This window comes from Kitasatospora sp. MAP5-34, assembly GCF_029894335.1.
Lineage (GTDB): Bacteria > Actinomycetota > Actinomycetes > Streptomycetales > Streptomycetaceae > Kitasatospora.
Window position 1 is genome coordinate 25,835 of the sequence record NZ_JARXZC010000051.1, and the last position, 15,883, is coordinate 41,717.

Here is a 15,883-nt window from a genome sequence, read left to right on the forward strand (position 1 = left end):
GATCGCACGCACGAATCGTATGGCGGCACGGAGACACGACGAAGGGAGAAGCTCATGCCGTACCTGGCGCACCGCTGGGCACCCCGGATCGTCATCCTCGGCGCCGTCGCGATGCTCCCGTGGATGGTCTACCTGGGCGTCGCGCTCCCCGACACCGTGCCCGCGCAGCACTGGCGACTGGCCTGGCTCGGACTGGATCTGGCCGGCCTGGGCACCCAGGGCGCCACCTGGTGGCTGTCCCACCGGCGTGATCGGCGCGCACTGCCGGTGGCCATCATGAACGCCACCCTGGTGGCGGCCAAGACCTGGTTCGGGATGTCCACCTCGCACTCCGGACACACCCTGCCCGGGCCACTGGTCCTCGAGGGCGCCCAGCTCTGGCTCGCAGCGTTCTCCCTGCTGCTCGCGGCCGCCCCCGTCACCTCCACCGCCCGGCCCGGCCGTTGGCCCCACCGCTCGCACAACAGCTCGCACGACAGCTCGCACCAAGACCTGCGAACCCGCATGTCCAGTTCTGGAGAATCACCGTGACCGCACTCTCGCTCGCAAGCTCGTCTCTGCGCCGCAAGTCCGTCCGGCGAGTAGTGGCCGGCGGCGCCGCCGCAGCGGCCGTCGCCGCCTGGTGGGCCTTCGACTCCGCCCCCTACCCGTACGCCCAGCACTGGCTGCTCGACCTGCCGTTGCCGTTCCTCTCCCTGCCCCGGCTGGACGGCATGCTCCAGCCCAGGCCGGGCGAGCGGATCCTGGAGATCGGTCCCGGCACCGGGCTGCAGTCCCTGCACGTCGCCCCGCAGCTGGGCACCGACGGCCGGTTGGACATCGTCGACATCCAGCAGGAGATGCTCGACCACGTGATGCGCCGGGCGGGCGAGAACGGCATCGGCACCATCGTGCCCACCCTGGCCGACGCCCACCACCTGCCCTTCGACGACGCCAGCTTCGACGCCGCGTACCTGGTCACGGCGCTCGGCGAGATCCCGGATCCGGCCACCACGCTGAGCGAGCTGCGCCGCGTTCTCAAGCCGACCGGCCGACTGGTCGTCGGCGAGTTCTTCGACCGGCACCAGATCCGCCCGGCTCGCCTGATCGGCCACGCGGCCGAGGCCGGCCTGCATCTCGAGAAGCTCATCGGGCCGCCCTTCTCGTACTACGCGCGGCTGCACCCCTGCGCCACGGCCCTCCCCGGGCAGCGCCTGGATGCCCAGCAGCCGGTGGCCGCCCCGAGCGCGGGCTGACCAGGCACGCCCCCCAAGTCGACCCCGTGAGTTCGCGGCCACCCCCGATCCGCGGCTCACGGGGTCCTTCTCCACCTTCGCGGCACTGCGTTCAGGCCAGCGTGTCGAGATCGATCCAGCCCCGCAACGCCGCCACCGCCCCGGCCTGGAAGCGACTGCCCGCCTCCAGGCGCTCCATCAGATTCGCGGTGATCCGGCGCCCGGTCCGCACCGACACCCCGAGCCGGCGGGCCACCGCCTCGTCGGCGTACCCCCGGGCCAGCAGCGCCAGCACCGCCTGCTCCTGGGTCGTCAGTCCGTGCTCGCTGAGCTCCGGGCGTCGGCCCAGCGGCAGCGACCCGGCCCACACGTGCTCGAACAGCGCGCAGAGCGAGTTCACCACGCCGGGGCTGTGCAGGAGCAGCGCGCCCGCCGAGCTCACCTCGGGATCGACGGGCACCACCGCGATCTTCCGGTCGTACAGAGCCAGCCGGGTCGGCAGAGTCGGCGCGGTACGGACCTGGGCACCGTGTTCCGTGAGCCACCGCGCATAGGCCACCGTGACACTGTCGTTCGCGACGCTCTCCAGGTAGACGGTCCGCATCCGAACTCCGCGATCGAGCAAGGTCAGGTCCTGCGGTTTGCTCGCCTCCATGTTGGCGGCCGACTGCGCCCCCCCTGGGACCAGGGCCATGATCTCGGATTCGCATTCCAGGACCAGCTTCTGGATCCGCAGCCGGATCGAGTCGAGACCGGTCAGGACCTCCACATTCGCCTGCTGCCGGGAGCGGTTGTACTGGGTGTACTCGGCGATCAGGTGCTGCACCACGAGCCGCCCAGCGTCGATGGCCTCCTGCTGTTCTCGCAGGTCCGCCTCCTGGCGGGAGAGCAGGGCCACCAGGCCCACCTCCGGCTCCACGGCGCGCAGCGCCCCGGGGGTCTGCCACGACGGCCGGACCAGGTTCAGGCTCTCGAGTTGGGCCAGGACCGCCCGGACGCGTTCCTCATCCCAGTGAAGTCCTTGAGCGATGTCCGAGATTCCGGCGGTGGAATCCTTCAGCATCTCCTGGTAGACGTCCGTCGCATCGGCGTCCAATCCCAGCAATCCCAGTTTCAACGCCACTTCTGCCCATCCCCCGTTCGCGGACCGATAGGGTCACCCGACTCTGGGCTCAGCTGCCTCTGCTGCCACCGGTCACTCCATTGAGTACACACGCACCAGCACGCGGCGTACGCACCCAGGCGGTTGATTCTTACCCGAGCGGGCCTGGAACGAAAGGGGGTGAAGATCATCTTTACTTTGACGTCACACCTCTGACGCGAAAATCGGCCCATCTCACGTGAGGTTAGCGCCGACGGGCGTTCGCACCCGGGCAGGGGTCTGCGCCCGGTCGGCTGGCCTGGCGCAGCCGACTCGGTCGAGCTGGGAGGGGTTTCCCGGCGTGACCCTGGTGGACTCCACCCGCCCTTCCCGCCCCCGGCGCACTTCAGAACACCGCCAGTCAGAACACCGCCAGGTCGCTGACCTGCGGGATCACCTCGGAAATCCTCCGGTAGAAGGTCCTGACCACCTGGTCCACACTGGCGATCAGCGCGGCGGCGGCCAGTGCCGCCAGATGCTCCAGGCCCGCGAGGTTGGGCAACGCGATCGCCTCGCCGACCATCATCACGACCACGGTGACGCCGGTGAACCAGGCCCGGTAGCGCCAGGCGACGCAGAGCACCAGAGCCACTACGGCAGCCGACGGTCCGGCGTCGCGGACCTGCGCGAACCAGGCCGGCAGATGGAACAGGTGGCCCGAGCCCCGGGCCACCCCGAGCCGGGTGAAGAAAGTCCCGGCCAGCGTCCCGGCGTACCCGACGAAGAGCGTCATCCGAAGCCCGAGCACCAGCTCGGCGATGCCGAACACGACGAAGACCTGGGCCAACGCCCCCCACACCGGCAGATCCAGGGCGGGAACGAAGAGCGAGAGCGGCGTGCGGAGCAGGCTGATGTCCATCGGCTGTGCGGCCCGGACCACGCCCGCCCTGCTGACGAACTGCTCACCACCCGGCAGGTGCTGAGCGATATGGAAGACCAGCACCAGGAATGTCCCCACCACCGTGAACGACATTCCCGCGAGCCGCCTTTCCACCAGCCGGCCCCGCACGTCGCCAAGTAGCGCCCCCCACTCGGCCTCCACCGCACGCCGGATGATCCCGTTCGCCGGCGCGCCCCCCTGACGCTCTTCCACAATGACCTTTCCGGCCGCCCTCTTCAAGATCCCCAGAATGTTCCGGAGCAAACAGTAGTCGGGCCACCGCACGAGCAACTCCCCGCTGCGGATGACTTGTTACTCATCCTCAGGGGTGAGAACCCCCGCCGTTCGGCAGGGCCGTCCAGGCACTGAGCCCCGGGGCGAAACCACCGGCGGCGGTCACAAGTGCTTGAGCAGCGGCCAGAGTTGCGACCACGGAGTGCGCAGGTCCGAGCAGACCGAAACAGGCATGGGCGGCACCTTCGTGGGCACCGGCTTGGCGATCGGATCGACGAAGTTCACCGCCGTCCGCAGGTTCCCGCACGCATCGCGCAGCTCCTCGGGCACCTGGCCGACATAGATCACCGTACGCGCGGATTCGGGCGGCGTGCCGAAGTACCAGTAGCCCCGGCTCGCGCTGTACACCGGCGGCAGCCCGTGCGCCGGGCCGTACCAGTCCAGCACGCCGGCCCGCGAGTAGTCGTCGGTGATCACCACCGCGTCGCGCCGCTGCTCCACCGGCAGTTGCCGGTAGGTGTCGCCGACCGCCTGGGACAGCCCGGGCCAGTCGAACTCCCGGAGCGGAAGGTAGAAGCGGTCGGCGCCGCCCAGCCACTCGACGTCCAGCGGCAGCAGGGCCCGCAGGAAGATCACCAACGAGATCAGCAGGGTCGGCCAGCTCGGCACCCACCGCCACCATCGGGCCGTCCGGCCGTGCTCGATCTGGACGGCGGCCACCGCCCAGCAGAGCGGATAGAGCCCGCCGAGGTAGTACGGTCGCCCGTCGGTGGCGCAGAGCAGCACGGCCATGGCAAGCGCCGACCACCCGAGGAAGCGGTACGGGCGCAGCTCGGGCGCCCGCAGCAGCCACCAGACCCCGGAGCAGAGCAGCACGCCACCGACCAGACCGGTCGTCATCAACACCTGCGGCAGGAACGCCAACTGCCCGCCGTTCTGGGCGACCTCATCGGCGATCGCCGTCCCCATGTCGATCTGCGGCCAGCCGTGCTGAGCCTGCCAGACCAGGCCGGGCACGGCGCTCACCACGGCGATCGCCGCCCCGGCCCCGACCAGCGGCCGCCGGAAGAGCTCGCGCGGCCCGACCGCGAGCAGCGCGACCGCCGCAATCCCCCAGAAGATCAGCAACAGGAACTTGTTCTCCAGGGCCACTGCGGTCAGCACCCCGAGAACCAGCCAGAGCCGGTCGTCACGGACCCGGACCCAGCGCACCAGCAGCCAGGTCACCGTCGCCCAGACGGACAGGTCGAAGGTGGTGGTCGACAGGTGGTGACTGTTGCTCAGCGCCACTGGCGAAACGGCGAAGACGGCCCCGGCGAGCAGTTGTGCCCGCCGCCCGCCGCCGAACTCGCGTGCGGTGAGCGCAGTCATCACCACGGCCAGCGGCACCGCCAGCGTGGCCGGCAGGCGCAGGACCACCGCCGAACCGGGGAAGGCCGCCTGGCTCAGGTGGGCCAGCAGCGGCATCAGCGGCGGCTGGTCGACGTACCCCCAGTCGAGATGCTTGGCGGCCGCGAGGTAGTAGAGCTCGTCGCCGGAGTACCGGAAGACACCGCTGGTCACCAGCAGGATCACGGTCAGCACGACGGCCAGTGCCAACACCGGCCCACGGGCGAACGGCGGAATCGGGTCCGCCGTCCGATGACCGGCCGCCAAGAGCCCGACCGGTCTAGGTCCGTCGAGCGACTCCGGCTCCCGCACTGCAGCTGTCCTGATCACTGGCGCCTCCATGGCGAACGCCCCCGAGCAGGGCGAAAGGTGTCCCGAGCATTGGGCATCCGACCGGCCACCGATCACGGCCCGCCGCGCCGCGCCGAGCCTGCGGCGCCGCCATATATTCACGCCATATCGCACCGACACCCCCGGCACCCCTGAGCACCCCTGAGCACCCCTGAGCACCCGGGACACCTACCCCGCCACCGCACCCACGCCCTCGCCACCCGCCACCCGCCCCCGCCCCCGCCCTCGGATCAGCACCGATCCCGTCCACGGGGTCGGTGGCAGCCGACACGCATCTGGCACGACCGCCACTACTGGTCCAGTTGACAAGAAGCCCCAGGCCATGACCTGGGGCTTTACCTCTGAGCGGGCGGGGAGCCGGTCACGACCCTGGGTGTGACAGGTGCGCGGGTGGCGCAGCCGCCCCGCGATGCTTGATGTTGACGGCCGCAGCCTTGGCCAGTGCCACGGGGTTCAGGAAATGGAGTGGACCGATCAGGCGGGATGCAAACAGATGCATGTGACGCGCCATCGATTCATCGCGCGCTGCCGCCGAGAACATCAGCCGCTCCCCGGGGTTGAACGGACGGGCCCTGGCGAAGTCGGCGGCCAGGTACTGGTGACCGCGCAGCCGGCGCCGGTGTCCGCGTGCGTACACCGCGAGCGACCGATCGAGGTCGCCCCGACCGGTTGCGGCCGAGGCGACCGCCTCTGCCAACCATTGCGCGGACTGCAGAGCCCACCCGCATCCCACTCCCCACAGGGGGTCGCCGGTCAGGGCGGCGTCGCCGATGAACGCGACGCCCGGTGCGGTCGGCTTGCGGCTGTGCAGCGGGTAGTCGACGGTACCGATGATCTTCGTGACGCGCTCGGCGGAGTCGATGAGCGGTGCCTCGGGCAGGGCACGGACGAATTCGAGGAAGCTGCCCTCCAGATCGTCCCGGAAGGCCGGCAGCCGCTTCTTGTCCGGGAGCACCGCGATGACCGTCACCCCGTCGTCGTTGGGAAACGCGTACGCCATGTCGGGCTCGAGGAACCAGGTCTGACCGATCCCGCCGTGCAGCGGAAGGTTGCGGAAGTGCGCGAGATAGCCGAACCGCGCGTTCTCGTACAGCCGAGCAGGCACCCCGGCGAACTTCGCTACGGCCGAGTCCTTGCCATCGGCGCCGACCACCAGCCGGGCCCGGATCTCACGCTCGCCCTGTGCTGTCGACGCGCGCACCCCCGAGGTTCGCCCGGCTTCCCGGACCAGCCCGGTCACCTGGTGTCCGAGGAGCAGGTCGACGCCAGGGGTCTGGGCCGCACGGGACCTGATCAACGGGTCGAGGGTGCTGCGCCGAACGTTGTACGCGTACGGCAGCCCAGGGCCCGCCGGCGCTGCCCTCGGCTCGATCCATCCCCAACGGGTGTACCAGCGGGCCTCGTTGCGGACGGCTCCCGCCTCCTCGAGCGCGGGGACGAGGCCGAGTTCGTCCAGCACCGGGTAGGCGTTGGCCGTGAGGGAGTGGGTGCAGAGCACCTTGTACGCTTCGGGGTCCGAACGGCGTTCCAGCAGTGCGACGCGGACACCGCGTCGAGCGAGCAGGATCGCCGCGGCGCTGCCGGCGAGGCCGGCTCCGCTGATGACGACGTCGTAGTCGTATCCCGCGCTCTCAGGCTTGGTCATGCGCTGATCGCTCCCTTCGGGGTGTGGTGCCGTTTGTGGGAGTGGTGCAGTGCCACTGCAGTCAGGACCAGAGCAGTTGTCAAGAGTGGTGGATCGGGTGATGTGTGATCAGGCTGCGGTGGCCTCTTCCATGCGTTCGATCAGAGCGCCGTTCTCGAACCTCGCGCCGCAGCGGACCAGCGCGACCAAGTAGGCCCCGGTGATCGCCCTCCGGCGCTCCTGGGATACGCCGCGAGGAGTGGCGCGATACCAACGCGAGAGCCCTCAACTTCCTTCACTACGCCACTGCCTGCGCCGCATGTCGAGCCCGAACCAGGGCCCTACCGGTCGCGGACGGATTCGCAGCCCTCGATCAAGCCCTCGCCGGCCCAGGCCAGGTCGGCTCCCGACTCGGCTTCAGCCTCGGTGATGATGGCGTCGAGCGCGTCGTAGAGCTCTTCGCGCTCAACGGTCTCGATGAATCCGGCGCGCGCGTCGAACTCGTTGAAGGCTTCGCCGAACTGCCCCCCGAGCTCGGCAAGCCTCGGCGTCAGGACGTCCGCCGAAGCCCCCGAAGCCAGCACAGCCAGCACCGCGCGCCGCGTCGCTCTGTACTGCGCCGGCGCCTTCTTGTAGATCGCGGCACTGATCTGCTCGCGGCCGTCCCAGTCCCGGATCGGATTGTTCAGGTTCTCGGCGAGCCACTGGGGCTTCCGAGGTGAAGCCGAGCAGGGCCTGCATCACCGCGAGGGTCACCAGCTCCGCGTCGCCGAGCTGCGGCTTGATCCCGATCTCGGGACGCCGCGGTGCCAGATGCGGCGAGTCCTTCAGCAGGTCGTCGGTCTTCACGTAGAGTGCGGTCACGAGGGAGTCCAGGTCAGGCGTCACAACCGACCTTTGGACTCCCTCGCTTCATCTCATGCGTGCCAGCGAGCCCTTGGCATCAATCATCTAGCCGTCGCGCGGGGCCGGACCAACGGACGGGCGCATCCCCGAGATCAACTCCCTGTAGCCTGCTCGTTCGATCGAACAGTAGCTGATGACGTGATATCAGTACTGGTCTGCTGCGGCAGCAGGAGCCGACCACACAACAGCGCATGGGCTCTTCGAGGGGAAGCGCGTCGGGTCATGACAGAACTCATAGGTACGGAGGCGGACTTGAAGAGCGCGATCAATGGTTGAGTCGAAGGAGGAGTCATGACAGGCATGGCCTTTGTGGCGATACCCGGACTGCTGGTTGTCGCCGGTATCGCCGTGATGGTGTGGGTCGTCCTGAGGATGCGGCGACTGCGAGCCGCCTGGGGGAGCGGGATCACGGCCGAAGGGCGGTGCGTCGGCGTTTACGTGGTGACGACGGTCAACTCGCGGAGTGGCACCAGCGGCAGCGCTTGGCATCACATCTACGAATTCACTGGCCCCGACGGGGACCTGCGGCGGTTCAAGGAGGTCAGCGGACCGGCCACCGTCGTGCGCGGCGACCGGGTCGTGATCCGATACCCGGCGGGACGCCCCGAGCAGGCCACCGCCATTCCACCCGACGACCAGGCCAAGCAACTACTCATCACCGTGTGCGTACTGGCCCTCCTGACCGTCTTCGTGACGTTCAGTGCCTTCATAGGGCTCAAAGCACACGACATGGCAGGTCAGGTGGCAGACAGGAACAAGAGCGAAACCAACCGGAGCCCAGTCCCGCCCGCCGGACAGCCCACCGGCCTTCCGACGCGGCCGCCCTCGGGACAGCCCACCGGCCTTCCGACGGGGCCGCCCCCTGGCTGGTCCAACACCCTGCCGACCGGGCCGCCCTCCGGATGGTCCAACACCCTGCCGACGGGGCCGCCCCCTGGCTGGTCCAACACCCTGCCGACGGGGCCGCCCCCTGGCTGGTCCAACACCCTGCCCACTCAGCCGCCCTCCGGTTAAGGGGTGGCCCATCAGATGATGAAAGCCACCAGCATGGTGGTGTCGTAGGGACCCCGACGGGCGGAGGAAGCACCCGGCCAGGCTCGGTGACAGCCCCCTGGCGCCTGGCGGACGGCTGCAGCGCCGACGCGCGGGCTTGGGCCCCGTTCCCAGGCTCACACCAGAGGCTGTAAATCTGTCGCGCAAGCTACACAGGTTCGAACCCTGCACGCGCCACAGGATGTGAGATCGGCCTCTGACCTGCGCTTTAGGTCAGGGGCCGATCCCGTTGTGTCCGACCGTGGGTACCCGTAGATAAGCGTGTCTTACCGCTCATCAGGGCACGCAGCGGGCACGGACTTAGGTGAGCTCGATCCTTCGCACGTTGCCCTGGCGATGGTGAGGACCTGGTCACCGGCATGGTCGATGAAGTGGATGAAATCACCCTCGACGTAGTGCCGCTTTGCCTCCACGTAGCGCTCATTGGTAGCGCCGTCGCCTGAACTAGTCGTGATCTTGAATCTGGCCATAGACCATCCTTATCGGTCGGTAGCTCGCCGACAGTTCTTCAACGAGCCGGGCGGATCGGCCTAGGTCATTCTTCGCATATCCGGACAAGGTAGCGATGGCGTGTGACGCCAGTCACGCCGCGGGGGCAGGTGCCGCCGGCACTCTGCGGGCTGAGCGGGCGGTTCCCTCCTCGATCGGGCAGCTTCGCCGCACCCGGGTTCTCCAGGGGCCGCCAAGGCTCACTCCGTGACGCGTGCGCTGATCGAGCACGCCCGCAAGGTCGCCGACGACCACCTGACCCGCACCGGCGCCCCGATCGACGGGAGATCGCCGCCGCTCTGGACGCCCGCATCCGGAACCACCGGACGGCCACCCCGGGGCCATCTGGTGCGGATCTGGTGCAAGGTCCCCGAATAGGTCCAGACAACGAAGAAGCCCCAGGCCATTGACCTGGGGCTTCTTGTTGGAGCGGGCGACGAGAATCGAACTCGCGCTATAAGCTTGGGAATCTTTGGCCATTCGGGCCAGAAAGGGCCTCTGGCCTGCGCCGATACCTGCTCAGGTGGGCTCGTCGGGCGATCAGTTCTGACCACTGCCGACCTTCGTCCACCGCCCGTTCTGGCACGGATCTGGCACGGACCCGATACTCCACACCAGCCAACGCAGCAGTGGTGCCGTTGTGGACTCCCAAGGTCACCGCCTACGCAGGTGCTTCGGGTGGTCGGAGCGCGGAAAGGGCAGTGCGGGCTCGGGCCGCCAAGCCGTCGGCTCCGCAGCCTGCGGCCAGCTCCAGTCCAAGGTTGAGGGACTTGTCCGCGTCAACCGACCGGTCGACCTCAGCGAGCGCCACCCCGAGGTCGACCAGGGCGAGGGCGTGCTCATAGCCGGCCGGGGAGCGTTCGAGACGCCGTACGGCTTCCTCAAGCATCGTCACGGCATACAGCCCGTCATGGACCGCCGCGCACAGCCGCAGGGCACTGCCGATCGCCGAGTCCGCGCCGAACTCCTCGGCACGGCGCACGGCCTCCTTGGCCAGTCGCTGAGCCCGGTCCGGCTCCTGAGCGGCCACTGCCAGCGCCAGGTGTCCGGCCCAAGGTGCCCACACCGTGTTGCGCCAGCCCCGCGCGTCCAGGGTGGCTCCGGCCGCGTCCAGAGCCGCGGCTGCGGCCACCCTGTCGCCTTGGGCCAGCAGCAGCCTGCCGTAGAGCGTCGGGGCGTCGGGCAGCACCATCACCGTGGGGTAGGGCGGGCCGAATGAGTACTCCTTCGCGAGTTCCCAAGCCTCGTCGGTCTTACCGCGCGCAAGCAGTGTGTCAGCCAGTACTCCCACGGCGAACCACTGCAACGGGATGCCCGGGGCGATCCGCTCGGCTGTCCGCAAGGCGCGACGCAGGAAGTCCTCCGCCTCGACGAGCCTGCCGCACCGGAACCGGAGGAGTCCCGTCAGGAAGTAAGCGAAGCCCAGGTGGCCGCCGCTCCACCCGGCCACCTCGTATGCCCAGATCGCCTCGCTGAACAACGCCTCCGCGCGGTCGATCCGGTCGGCGTACAGATAGGAGATACCGAGGACACCCGGCAGCTCGAAGCCCCAGGTGGTGTTCGTCCAGCCGAGCTCTCGCGGGAGCCTGCCGTCCTCAAGGGCGGACTCCGCCAAGGCGATTGCCTCGGTGAAGTCCGCGCCTCTCAGTGTGAGGTCCCAGCAGCGCAGTACCGACACGGCGCTGGTCAGGCCGCTGCCGGCGGTGAGGCCCCTGCCGAACTCCTCGAGTCGGCGGGAGCGGCCCGGGCCGTCGCCGTCCTCCGCCTGGAAGGCCGCGAACATGAAGTGCGCGACCTCCAGCCGCAGTCGACCGCTTCCGGGGGCCGTGCGGACCGCCTCCTCGGCACACACCCCGGCGGCTTCGCTCAACCGGTTGCTGTGGGCCAGTGCCTGGGCGAGCCGGAAGGTCGCGTCCACCCGGAGCTCCGGGCTCAGCCCGTACTTCTCGTTCAGGGCGAGGCGCAGTTGGTTCACCGTGGTGGCCGGATTGGTGAGCAGGGCCGAGCAGCCGAGTTCGTAGAGCAGCTGGGCCCGGTCCTCCTCGTCCGGCGGCTCACTCATCGCGCGTTGCAGACAACGCTGCGCCGCTTCGGGCGCGCCGATGGCCAGGTGCTCGGCGGCTGCCATCCGCAGCTTGTGCACCGTCTGGTCGTCTCCGTCCGGAAGGGTCTCCAGCAGATGCCGGGAGGCGGCCAGCAGGCCCAGGCCGGCGTTCTCGATCTCGGTGGCGGCGACACCGTGCATGCCGGTACGGGTGCCGGCAGGCATGGACTGGTAGACCGACGTAGCGATCAGCGGATGGACGAACTCCAGCCGACCGTCCGAGGTGCTGGTCAGCACCCGGTGCTTGCGCAGTTCCCTGATGGACTCCGCGGCCGCACCCGGGCCCTGGGCACAGATAGCGGCCGCGAGTTCCGGTTGGATATCGGTGCCGAGCATCGACGCCGCCCAGGCGAAGCGCAAGGTGCTCGGACCCAGCTTGTCCAGCCAGTGCCTGAGTGTCATCCCCCGTGCTTCGGCGGCGAGTTCACGCAGCTGGCCGGAGTTCTCCTCGACCGGGTCGAGCTGCTGGTCGTGAACCTCCCGCAGCAGGGCGGCAGTCTCGTACGGGTTGCCTCCGGTGACCGCCCACACGTGGCGGCAGAAACCCTCCTCCGCCGTCTCTCCCAGCGAGGCGCGGACCAGACTCGCGACCGAAGCCGGCTGGAGCGGGCGCAACTCATGGCGCCTGTCGGCCCGACCGACGATGCTCCGATGGAACGCCAGCGCCTCGTCGGGAAATTCGTCACGGCACGCGAAGACCAGTAACACCGGCAACTCCCGCGCGCGGACCGCGAAAGCCGCCAGCCACTGGAGCGACTCCAGGTCTGCCCAGTGCAGGTCATCGACGATCACGGCCAGCGGCGCCCGGCGCTGCACGACCTGGGTGAGCACGAAGTCGAGGCCGTCCCGGACACCCTGCGGGTCGAGCTGCCCAGTCGGCGGGAGCAGTCCCACGGCGGGCCCCGCAATGTCAAACCAGCGCCCGAAGACCTGCCGCTGCTCCCCCTCGGCCAGCGCCGCGACCACCGGCTGCAGCAGTTGACGCGCCACGTGGAAGGGCTCGTTGCGCTGCTGCTCGCCGCCACGGGCGAAGAGCACCGTGCAGTCTTCCCGCTTCGCCAAGCGACGCACCTCGGTGAGCACTGCAGTCTTACCGAGGCCGACCGGTCCGACGTAGAGCAGCAGTTCACCGATCTCCTCGCCGTCGGCGTCGGCCCCCCGGCAGAGGGAGTTGATCGCCTCGGCTGCCGAACGGATCTCCGCCACACGTTCGTGCAGGTGAGGCGCGACCGGCACGTCACCCGAATCAGGCCCTTGTGTGGCGGCGTCGCCGTCCTGGCCGTCGTCTCGCCTCCGTAGCCCGTGCTCCTGCTCGGCCACCGCCGGTCCTTCCACCTCGCTGCCCCGTGCGTCTGCCGCTGAGGCTAGTGCCGTACGGGCGGCGATGGAGTGCCTTTGCCTACGCCGAGTAGCGCCCAGCCGGCACGGCAATTCCGAACCGTCCAGACTGGCGCGCTTGTAGTGCAGCGGCACTGAATCGGCCGCGTGCATGAGTCGTGCAAAGCCCGCCCTGCGGACGCGGGACCCGTTACTCCCCGTCCGTCCAGTAGCGCTGGAGCCGCGCCACCGCTTCGTTCTTGTCCATCTTGGCGACCAGATCCTCGGCAAGACCGACCCGGTTGATCAGCAGATGGACCAGGTCTGCAGGGAGAGCCTCGGAGGAGGGCTCGGGCGAGCCTCGGTCGGGTAGTTCCCCGTCCAGCACACAGGCCCAGAACTCTCCTTCCGCCAGCTCCAGTTGGTCGCGGAGGATGTGCCCCCAGATGCCGGCGCCGTAAGCGCTCCGGTCCACCGGGTGCGAAATCCGAGTACGCAGGATTCGACCATCGAACAGGCCCAGCTCGTAGGTGACGTGGTGCGTACCCGTACGCCCTCGCGCATCCCTGACACGCTCCCAGCCTTCGACCCGGCAGAACTGGTCGTGGCGCTCGCGGGTCGGCTGGGGCCAGGTCATCGGGCCGCTCCGACCAGCCAGCCGCGCAGCTGGTCATCATCGCTGAGACTGATCAACTGCACCAACCCCCAGTTTTCCCGGTGATTCGGCGCGCCCTGCAGCCGCTCCTGCCAGTCCTCGGCATACTCCCGCAGCGCGTCGAGCATCTCGCCGATCGCCTCGTCGAAAGTCGCCCCGTCCGCAGCGACCGGCAGGCCGGGGATGAAAACGGACCAGCCGCCACCCTCCGCCACCACCTGGGCTCGCGACACGCACACAGTGGAGAGGAAGTGCCGCAGCCGCTCGACATCCACCACCGCTGCCCGGCCCGCGTCCCGCCGCACCGTGGCAACCCGCCCCTGCTCCGCCGCGTCCAAGAGGTCCTTCAGATGCGAGCGCGCTTCCGTATAGCTCTCGTAGTGCACTGCCGACATGACACGCCTCCTCGAATCTCCTCCAGGGTCCCCCAGGCAGCAACGTACGTCAAGTACGTCACGTACGTGGTCCACCTCCTTGCCAGCTGCGCTTTCCGCAGCCAGCTCGACCATGCTCGGCGGACGAAGCGGTCCCGGCGCAGGGGCCCAGCCAGGCTCGGGACAGCGCCCCCGCGCTCACGATCCAAAAGGCTCATAGCTCAGCCCAGTCGACCGCGGACCGGTGGCGACCATGCGACAGCCGACAGCCGACAGCCCGGGACCGCCATTGACTGCGGCCACCGGTGCACGAGTGATGCGACTCTGACAATTGGTCCAGACAACAAGAAAGCCCCAGGCCATTGACCTGGGGCTTTCCTTCTGAGCGGGCGACGAGAATCGAACTCGCGCTATAAGCTTGGGAATCTTTGGCCCTTCAAGCCGAAAACGGCCTCTGACCTGCTGCGATACCTGCCTCGGCGACCTGTCGGGGTGGTCCGTTCTGACCGCTCCCGACCGTCACTCACCGCCCGTTCTGGCACGGATCTGGCACAGCCTGATCAGGCCCCCCGGTCAGCGCTCGCTCGCGGGCTCATGGAGGATGCGCCTTCGCGCTCAGCCTCTCACGCCGAGCGCCTCGTTCACAGATCTGACGGGCAGTTCGCCATCGACGATCACGGCCACTCGTGGGAAGCCCACAGAGCCGTCTCCTGGGTCGACGAGTCGCGAGCCGGTCCTCCCCGGCGAATGAACCAGTCTTCCCACGGTCCTCTCCGTCCCCAACACTGCTGACCGCGAGCTTCAGAGGGGGACTGCATAGCCAAGTGAGGCGCACGTCGCTCATCCGCGCGGAGGCGCCGGAATAACCAGTGGAAAGCAGCCGCCGTCGGCACCGCCGCGCTGCTGCTTCTCCTCACGGCCTTCTGGTTGCTGATCTTGCCGTACCTCCTCGGCGCTGCCGGGATCACTTGCCTCTGCGCGCTGGGGCGGTGGCTATGGCACACCGACCGCCTCCTTCGCAGCGGCGATCGGAAGTGGCGGGCCGAGGAGCTGGTGCCGGCCGGGCTAGCGGACGCTCGCCGACGTAGCCAAGATGACCGGCACCAAGTTTGAGGAGGTGGTCGCCGACCTATGCCGCCGCGACGGGTGCTCCGAGGTCCAACGAGTAGGCAAGGGCCGGCGACAACGGAGCCGACGTACTCGGCCACCCCCAGACGGACGCAAGATGGTGATCCAGCGCAAGCGCTACGTAGCCACCATGCGCTCCGGGTCTCCGCGGACGCGAAGCGCCGACGGTGGGGACGGCATGGTGGTACGGCGCCGTGCGACCGGGGCGAGGAGGCGCAGGAACATGCCTCCACGGCAGCCGCCGGGATGCCAGGACCCGGTCGACCCTCCGGGCGATCGTCCATCGCTCTCAGTCCGTCTCCGCGTCTCGCAACTCGGCCACGATCCGGTCCACTTCCTCGCGCAACGATTCCACCCGCTGCCGAGCGGCCAACGCCCACTCCTCCAGCAGCCCCATCACCGACGCCACCCCAGCACCTCCACCGCGAGACAACCCGATGGACCAACCCTGCCGCGCCGCCATGGACTCTATGTCTGACCTGCGGAAATAAGCCGATCACGCCCGATAGGACAACGGATTCTCACCCCCCGGGCACGGAGAGTGCCCAGCAACAGGAGGAGAGCACCCCCACACGAGAGTCACCGTGGGTTCCCTTATGCGCACGGACTGTTGCGAACTCCTTGAGCTCGCCCAGCACGACGCGAGTCCATATGCGATCACTGCGTAGTGGGCCGTCAGCGCCCTCCTCACGGATACGCTGTGGACCAGGTGGCGAAGGGGAGAACCGTGGAGAGCTTGTTCGGAGTAGTTGAGCCGCGCGATGACGTGCTGGCGGGGGAGCTTACTGAGTCGCGCTTCGCTGCCTCACTCGAGGAGGTAGTCGCAGGTACAGCACCGGATACATACGCCGACGCTGGACACTTCTTCGCGGCAACCTTTCCGTCCGCCGGCCTGAAGTCATTGCTCAATGAGGTGCTCGGTCGCATCAGCCTCGATTCGTCAGCGGTGATCACTGACGGGTCGTGAGACTGGTTCGCCCGGTTTGTCCTCTCGGGTGAGAGGGTGGGCCTTCGCGTGTCGCTG

At 68.8% G+C, this 15,883-nt stretch carries 13 protein-coding genes and 1 pseudogene; 5 read left to right on the forward strand and 9 right to left on the reverse strand.

Going from position 1 to position 15,883, the window contains the following annotated elements; genetic code table 11:
• Nucleotides 1–54: 54 nt before the first annotated feature.
• Together P3T29_RS29480 and P3T29_RS29485 are read left to right on the forward strand one after the other, a co-directional pair.
• Entirely contained in the window at nt 55–531 is a 477-nt protein-coding gene (locus P3T29_RS29480) for a hypothetical protein (RefSeq protein WP_280719733.1), read from the forward strand.
• Nucleotides 528–1,235, forward strand: a complete 708-nt coding sequence (locus P3T29_RS29485; protein ID WP_280719734.1) for a methyltransferase domain-containing protein — start codon at nt 528–530, stop codon at nt 1,233–1,235. The genes P3T29_RS29480 and P3T29_RS29485 overlap by 4 nt, the downstream gene beginning before the upstream one ends.
• 91 nt (nt 1,236–1,326) lie before the next feature.
• On the opposite strand, the gene P3T29_RS29490 is transcribed toward P3T29_RS29485, so the two are convergent.
• The 6 genes and pseudogenes from P3T29_RS29490 to P3T29_RS29515 form a co-directional block, all read right to left on the reverse strand.
• Nucleotides 1,327–2,337, reverse strand: a complete 1,011-nt coding sequence (locus P3T29_RS29490; RefSeq protein WP_280719735.1) for a LuxR C-terminal-related transcriptional regulator — start codon at nt 2,335–2,337, stop codon at nt 1,327–1,329.
• Nucleotides 2,338–2,716: 379 nt separating this feature from the next.
• Nucleotides 2,717–3,328, reverse strand: a complete 612-nt coding sequence (locus P3T29_RS29495; RefSeq protein WP_280719736.1) for a hypothetical protein — start codon at nt 3,326–3,328, stop codon at nt 2,717–2,719.
• 303 nt (nt 3,329–3,631) lie between these two features.
• Nucleotides 3,632–5,188: a glycosyltransferase family 39 protein gene (locus P3T29_RS29500; protein ID WP_280719737.1), complete on the reverse strand. Its 1,557-nt coding sequence runs from the start codon at nt 5,186–5,188 to the stop codon at nt 3,632–3,634.
• A 382-nt stretch (nt 5,189–5,570) separates the two neighbouring features.
• Nucleotides 5,571–6,854, reverse strand: a complete 1,284-nt coding sequence (locus P3T29_RS29505) for an NAD(P)/FAD-dependent oxidoreductase (protein ID WP_280719738.1) — start codon at nt 6,852–6,854, stop codon at nt 5,571–5,573.
• Between the two features lie 320 nt (nt 6,855–7,174).
• Entirely contained in the window at nt 7,175–7,426 is a 252-nt protein-coding gene (locus P3T29_RS29510; protein WP_280719745.1) for a hypothetical protein, read from the reverse strand.
• A gap of 115 nt (nt 7,427–7,541) precedes the next feature.
• Nucleotides 7,542–7,721: pseudogene (locus P3T29_RS29515) on the reverse strand (IS982 family transposase); the annotation flags it as partial.
• A 309-nt stretch (nt 7,722–8,030) separates the two neighbouring features.
• On the opposite strand from P3T29_RS29515, the gene P3T29_RS29520 reads away from it, so the two are divergent.
• Both P3T29_RS29520 and P3T29_RS29525 read left to right on the forward strand, forming a co-directional pair.
• Nucleotides 8,031–8,753 carry a hypothetical protein gene (locus P3T29_RS29520; RefSeq protein ID WP_280719739.1) on the forward strand — a complete coding sequence of 241 codons (723 nt, stop codon included), beginning with the start codon at nt 8,031–8,033 and terminating at the stop codon, nt 8,751–8,753.
• A 735-nt stretch (nt 8,754–9,488) separates the two neighbouring features.
• Entirely contained in the window at nt 9,489–9,659 is a 171-nt protein-coding gene (locus P3T29_RS29525) for a hypothetical protein (protein WP_280719740.1), read from the forward strand.
• Nucleotides 9,660–9,942: 283 nt separating this feature from the next.
• Here the strand turns inward: P3T29_RS29525 and P3T29_RS29530 are convergent, their stop codons facing one another.
• The 3 genes from P3T29_RS29530 to P3T29_RS29540 all read right to left on the reverse strand — a co-directional run bounded on the left by P3T29_RS29530 (nt 9,943) and on the right by P3T29_RS29540 (nt 13,752).
• Nucleotides 9,943–12,621, reverse strand: a complete 2,679-nt coding sequence (locus P3T29_RS29530) for an AAA family ATPase (RefSeq protein WP_280719744.1) — start codon at nt 12,619–12,621, stop codon at nt 9,943–9,945.
• A gap of 292 nt (nt 12,622–12,913) precedes the next feature.
• Nucleotides 12,914–13,339, reverse strand: coding sequence for a cytotoxic translational repressor of toxin-antitoxin stability system (locus tag P3T29_RS29535; protein WP_280719741.1), 426 nt, complete (start codon nt 13,337–13,339; stop codon nt 12,914–12,916).
• Nucleotides 13,336–13,752: a prevent-host-death protein gene (locus P3T29_RS29540; protein WP_280719742.1), complete on the reverse strand. Its 417-nt coding sequence runs from the start codon at nt 13,750–13,752 to the stop codon at nt 13,336–13,338. Before P3T29_RS29540 ends, P3T29_RS29535 begins: the two co-directional genes overlap by 4 nt.
• 1,834 nt (nt 13,753–15,586) lie before the next feature.
• Between P3T29_RS29540 and P3T29_RS29545 the strand changes: the two genes are divergently transcribed.
• Nucleotides 15,587–15,826 carry a hypothetical protein gene (locus P3T29_RS29545; RefSeq protein ID WP_280719743.1) on the forward strand — a complete coding sequence of 80 codons (240 nt, stop codon included), beginning with the start codon at nt 15,587–15,589 and terminating at the stop codon, nt 15,824–15,826.
• Nucleotides 15,827–15,883 lie beyond the last annotated feature (57 nt).

Bases quoted from the DNA above. Each gene is read 5' to 3' on its own strand.
- P3T29_RS29480 (WP_280719733.1), top strand. From the start codon at position 55: ATGCCGTACCTGGCGCACCGCTGGGCACCCCGGATCGTCATCCTCGGC.
- P3T29_RS29495 (WP_280719736.1), bottom strand. From the start codon at position 3,328: ATGTCGTTCACGGTGGTGGGGACATTCCTGGTGCTGGTCTTCCATATC.
- P3T29_RS29505 (WP_280719738.1), bottom strand. From the start codon at position 6,854: ATGACCAAGCCTGAGAGCGCGGGATACGACTACGACGTCGTCATCAGC.
- P3T29_RS29520 (WP_280719739.1), top strand. From the start codon at position 8,031: ATGACAGGCATGGCCTTTGTGGCGATACCCGGACTGCTGGTTGTCGCC.
- P3T29_RS29535 (WP_280719741.1), bottom strand. From the start codon at position 13,339: ATGACCTGGCCCCAGCCGACCCGCGAGCGCCACGACCAGTTCTGCCGG.
- P3T29_RS29540 (WP_280719742.1), bottom strand. From the start codon at position 13,752: ATGTCGGCAGTGCACTACGAGAGCTATACGGAAGCGCGCTCGCATCTG.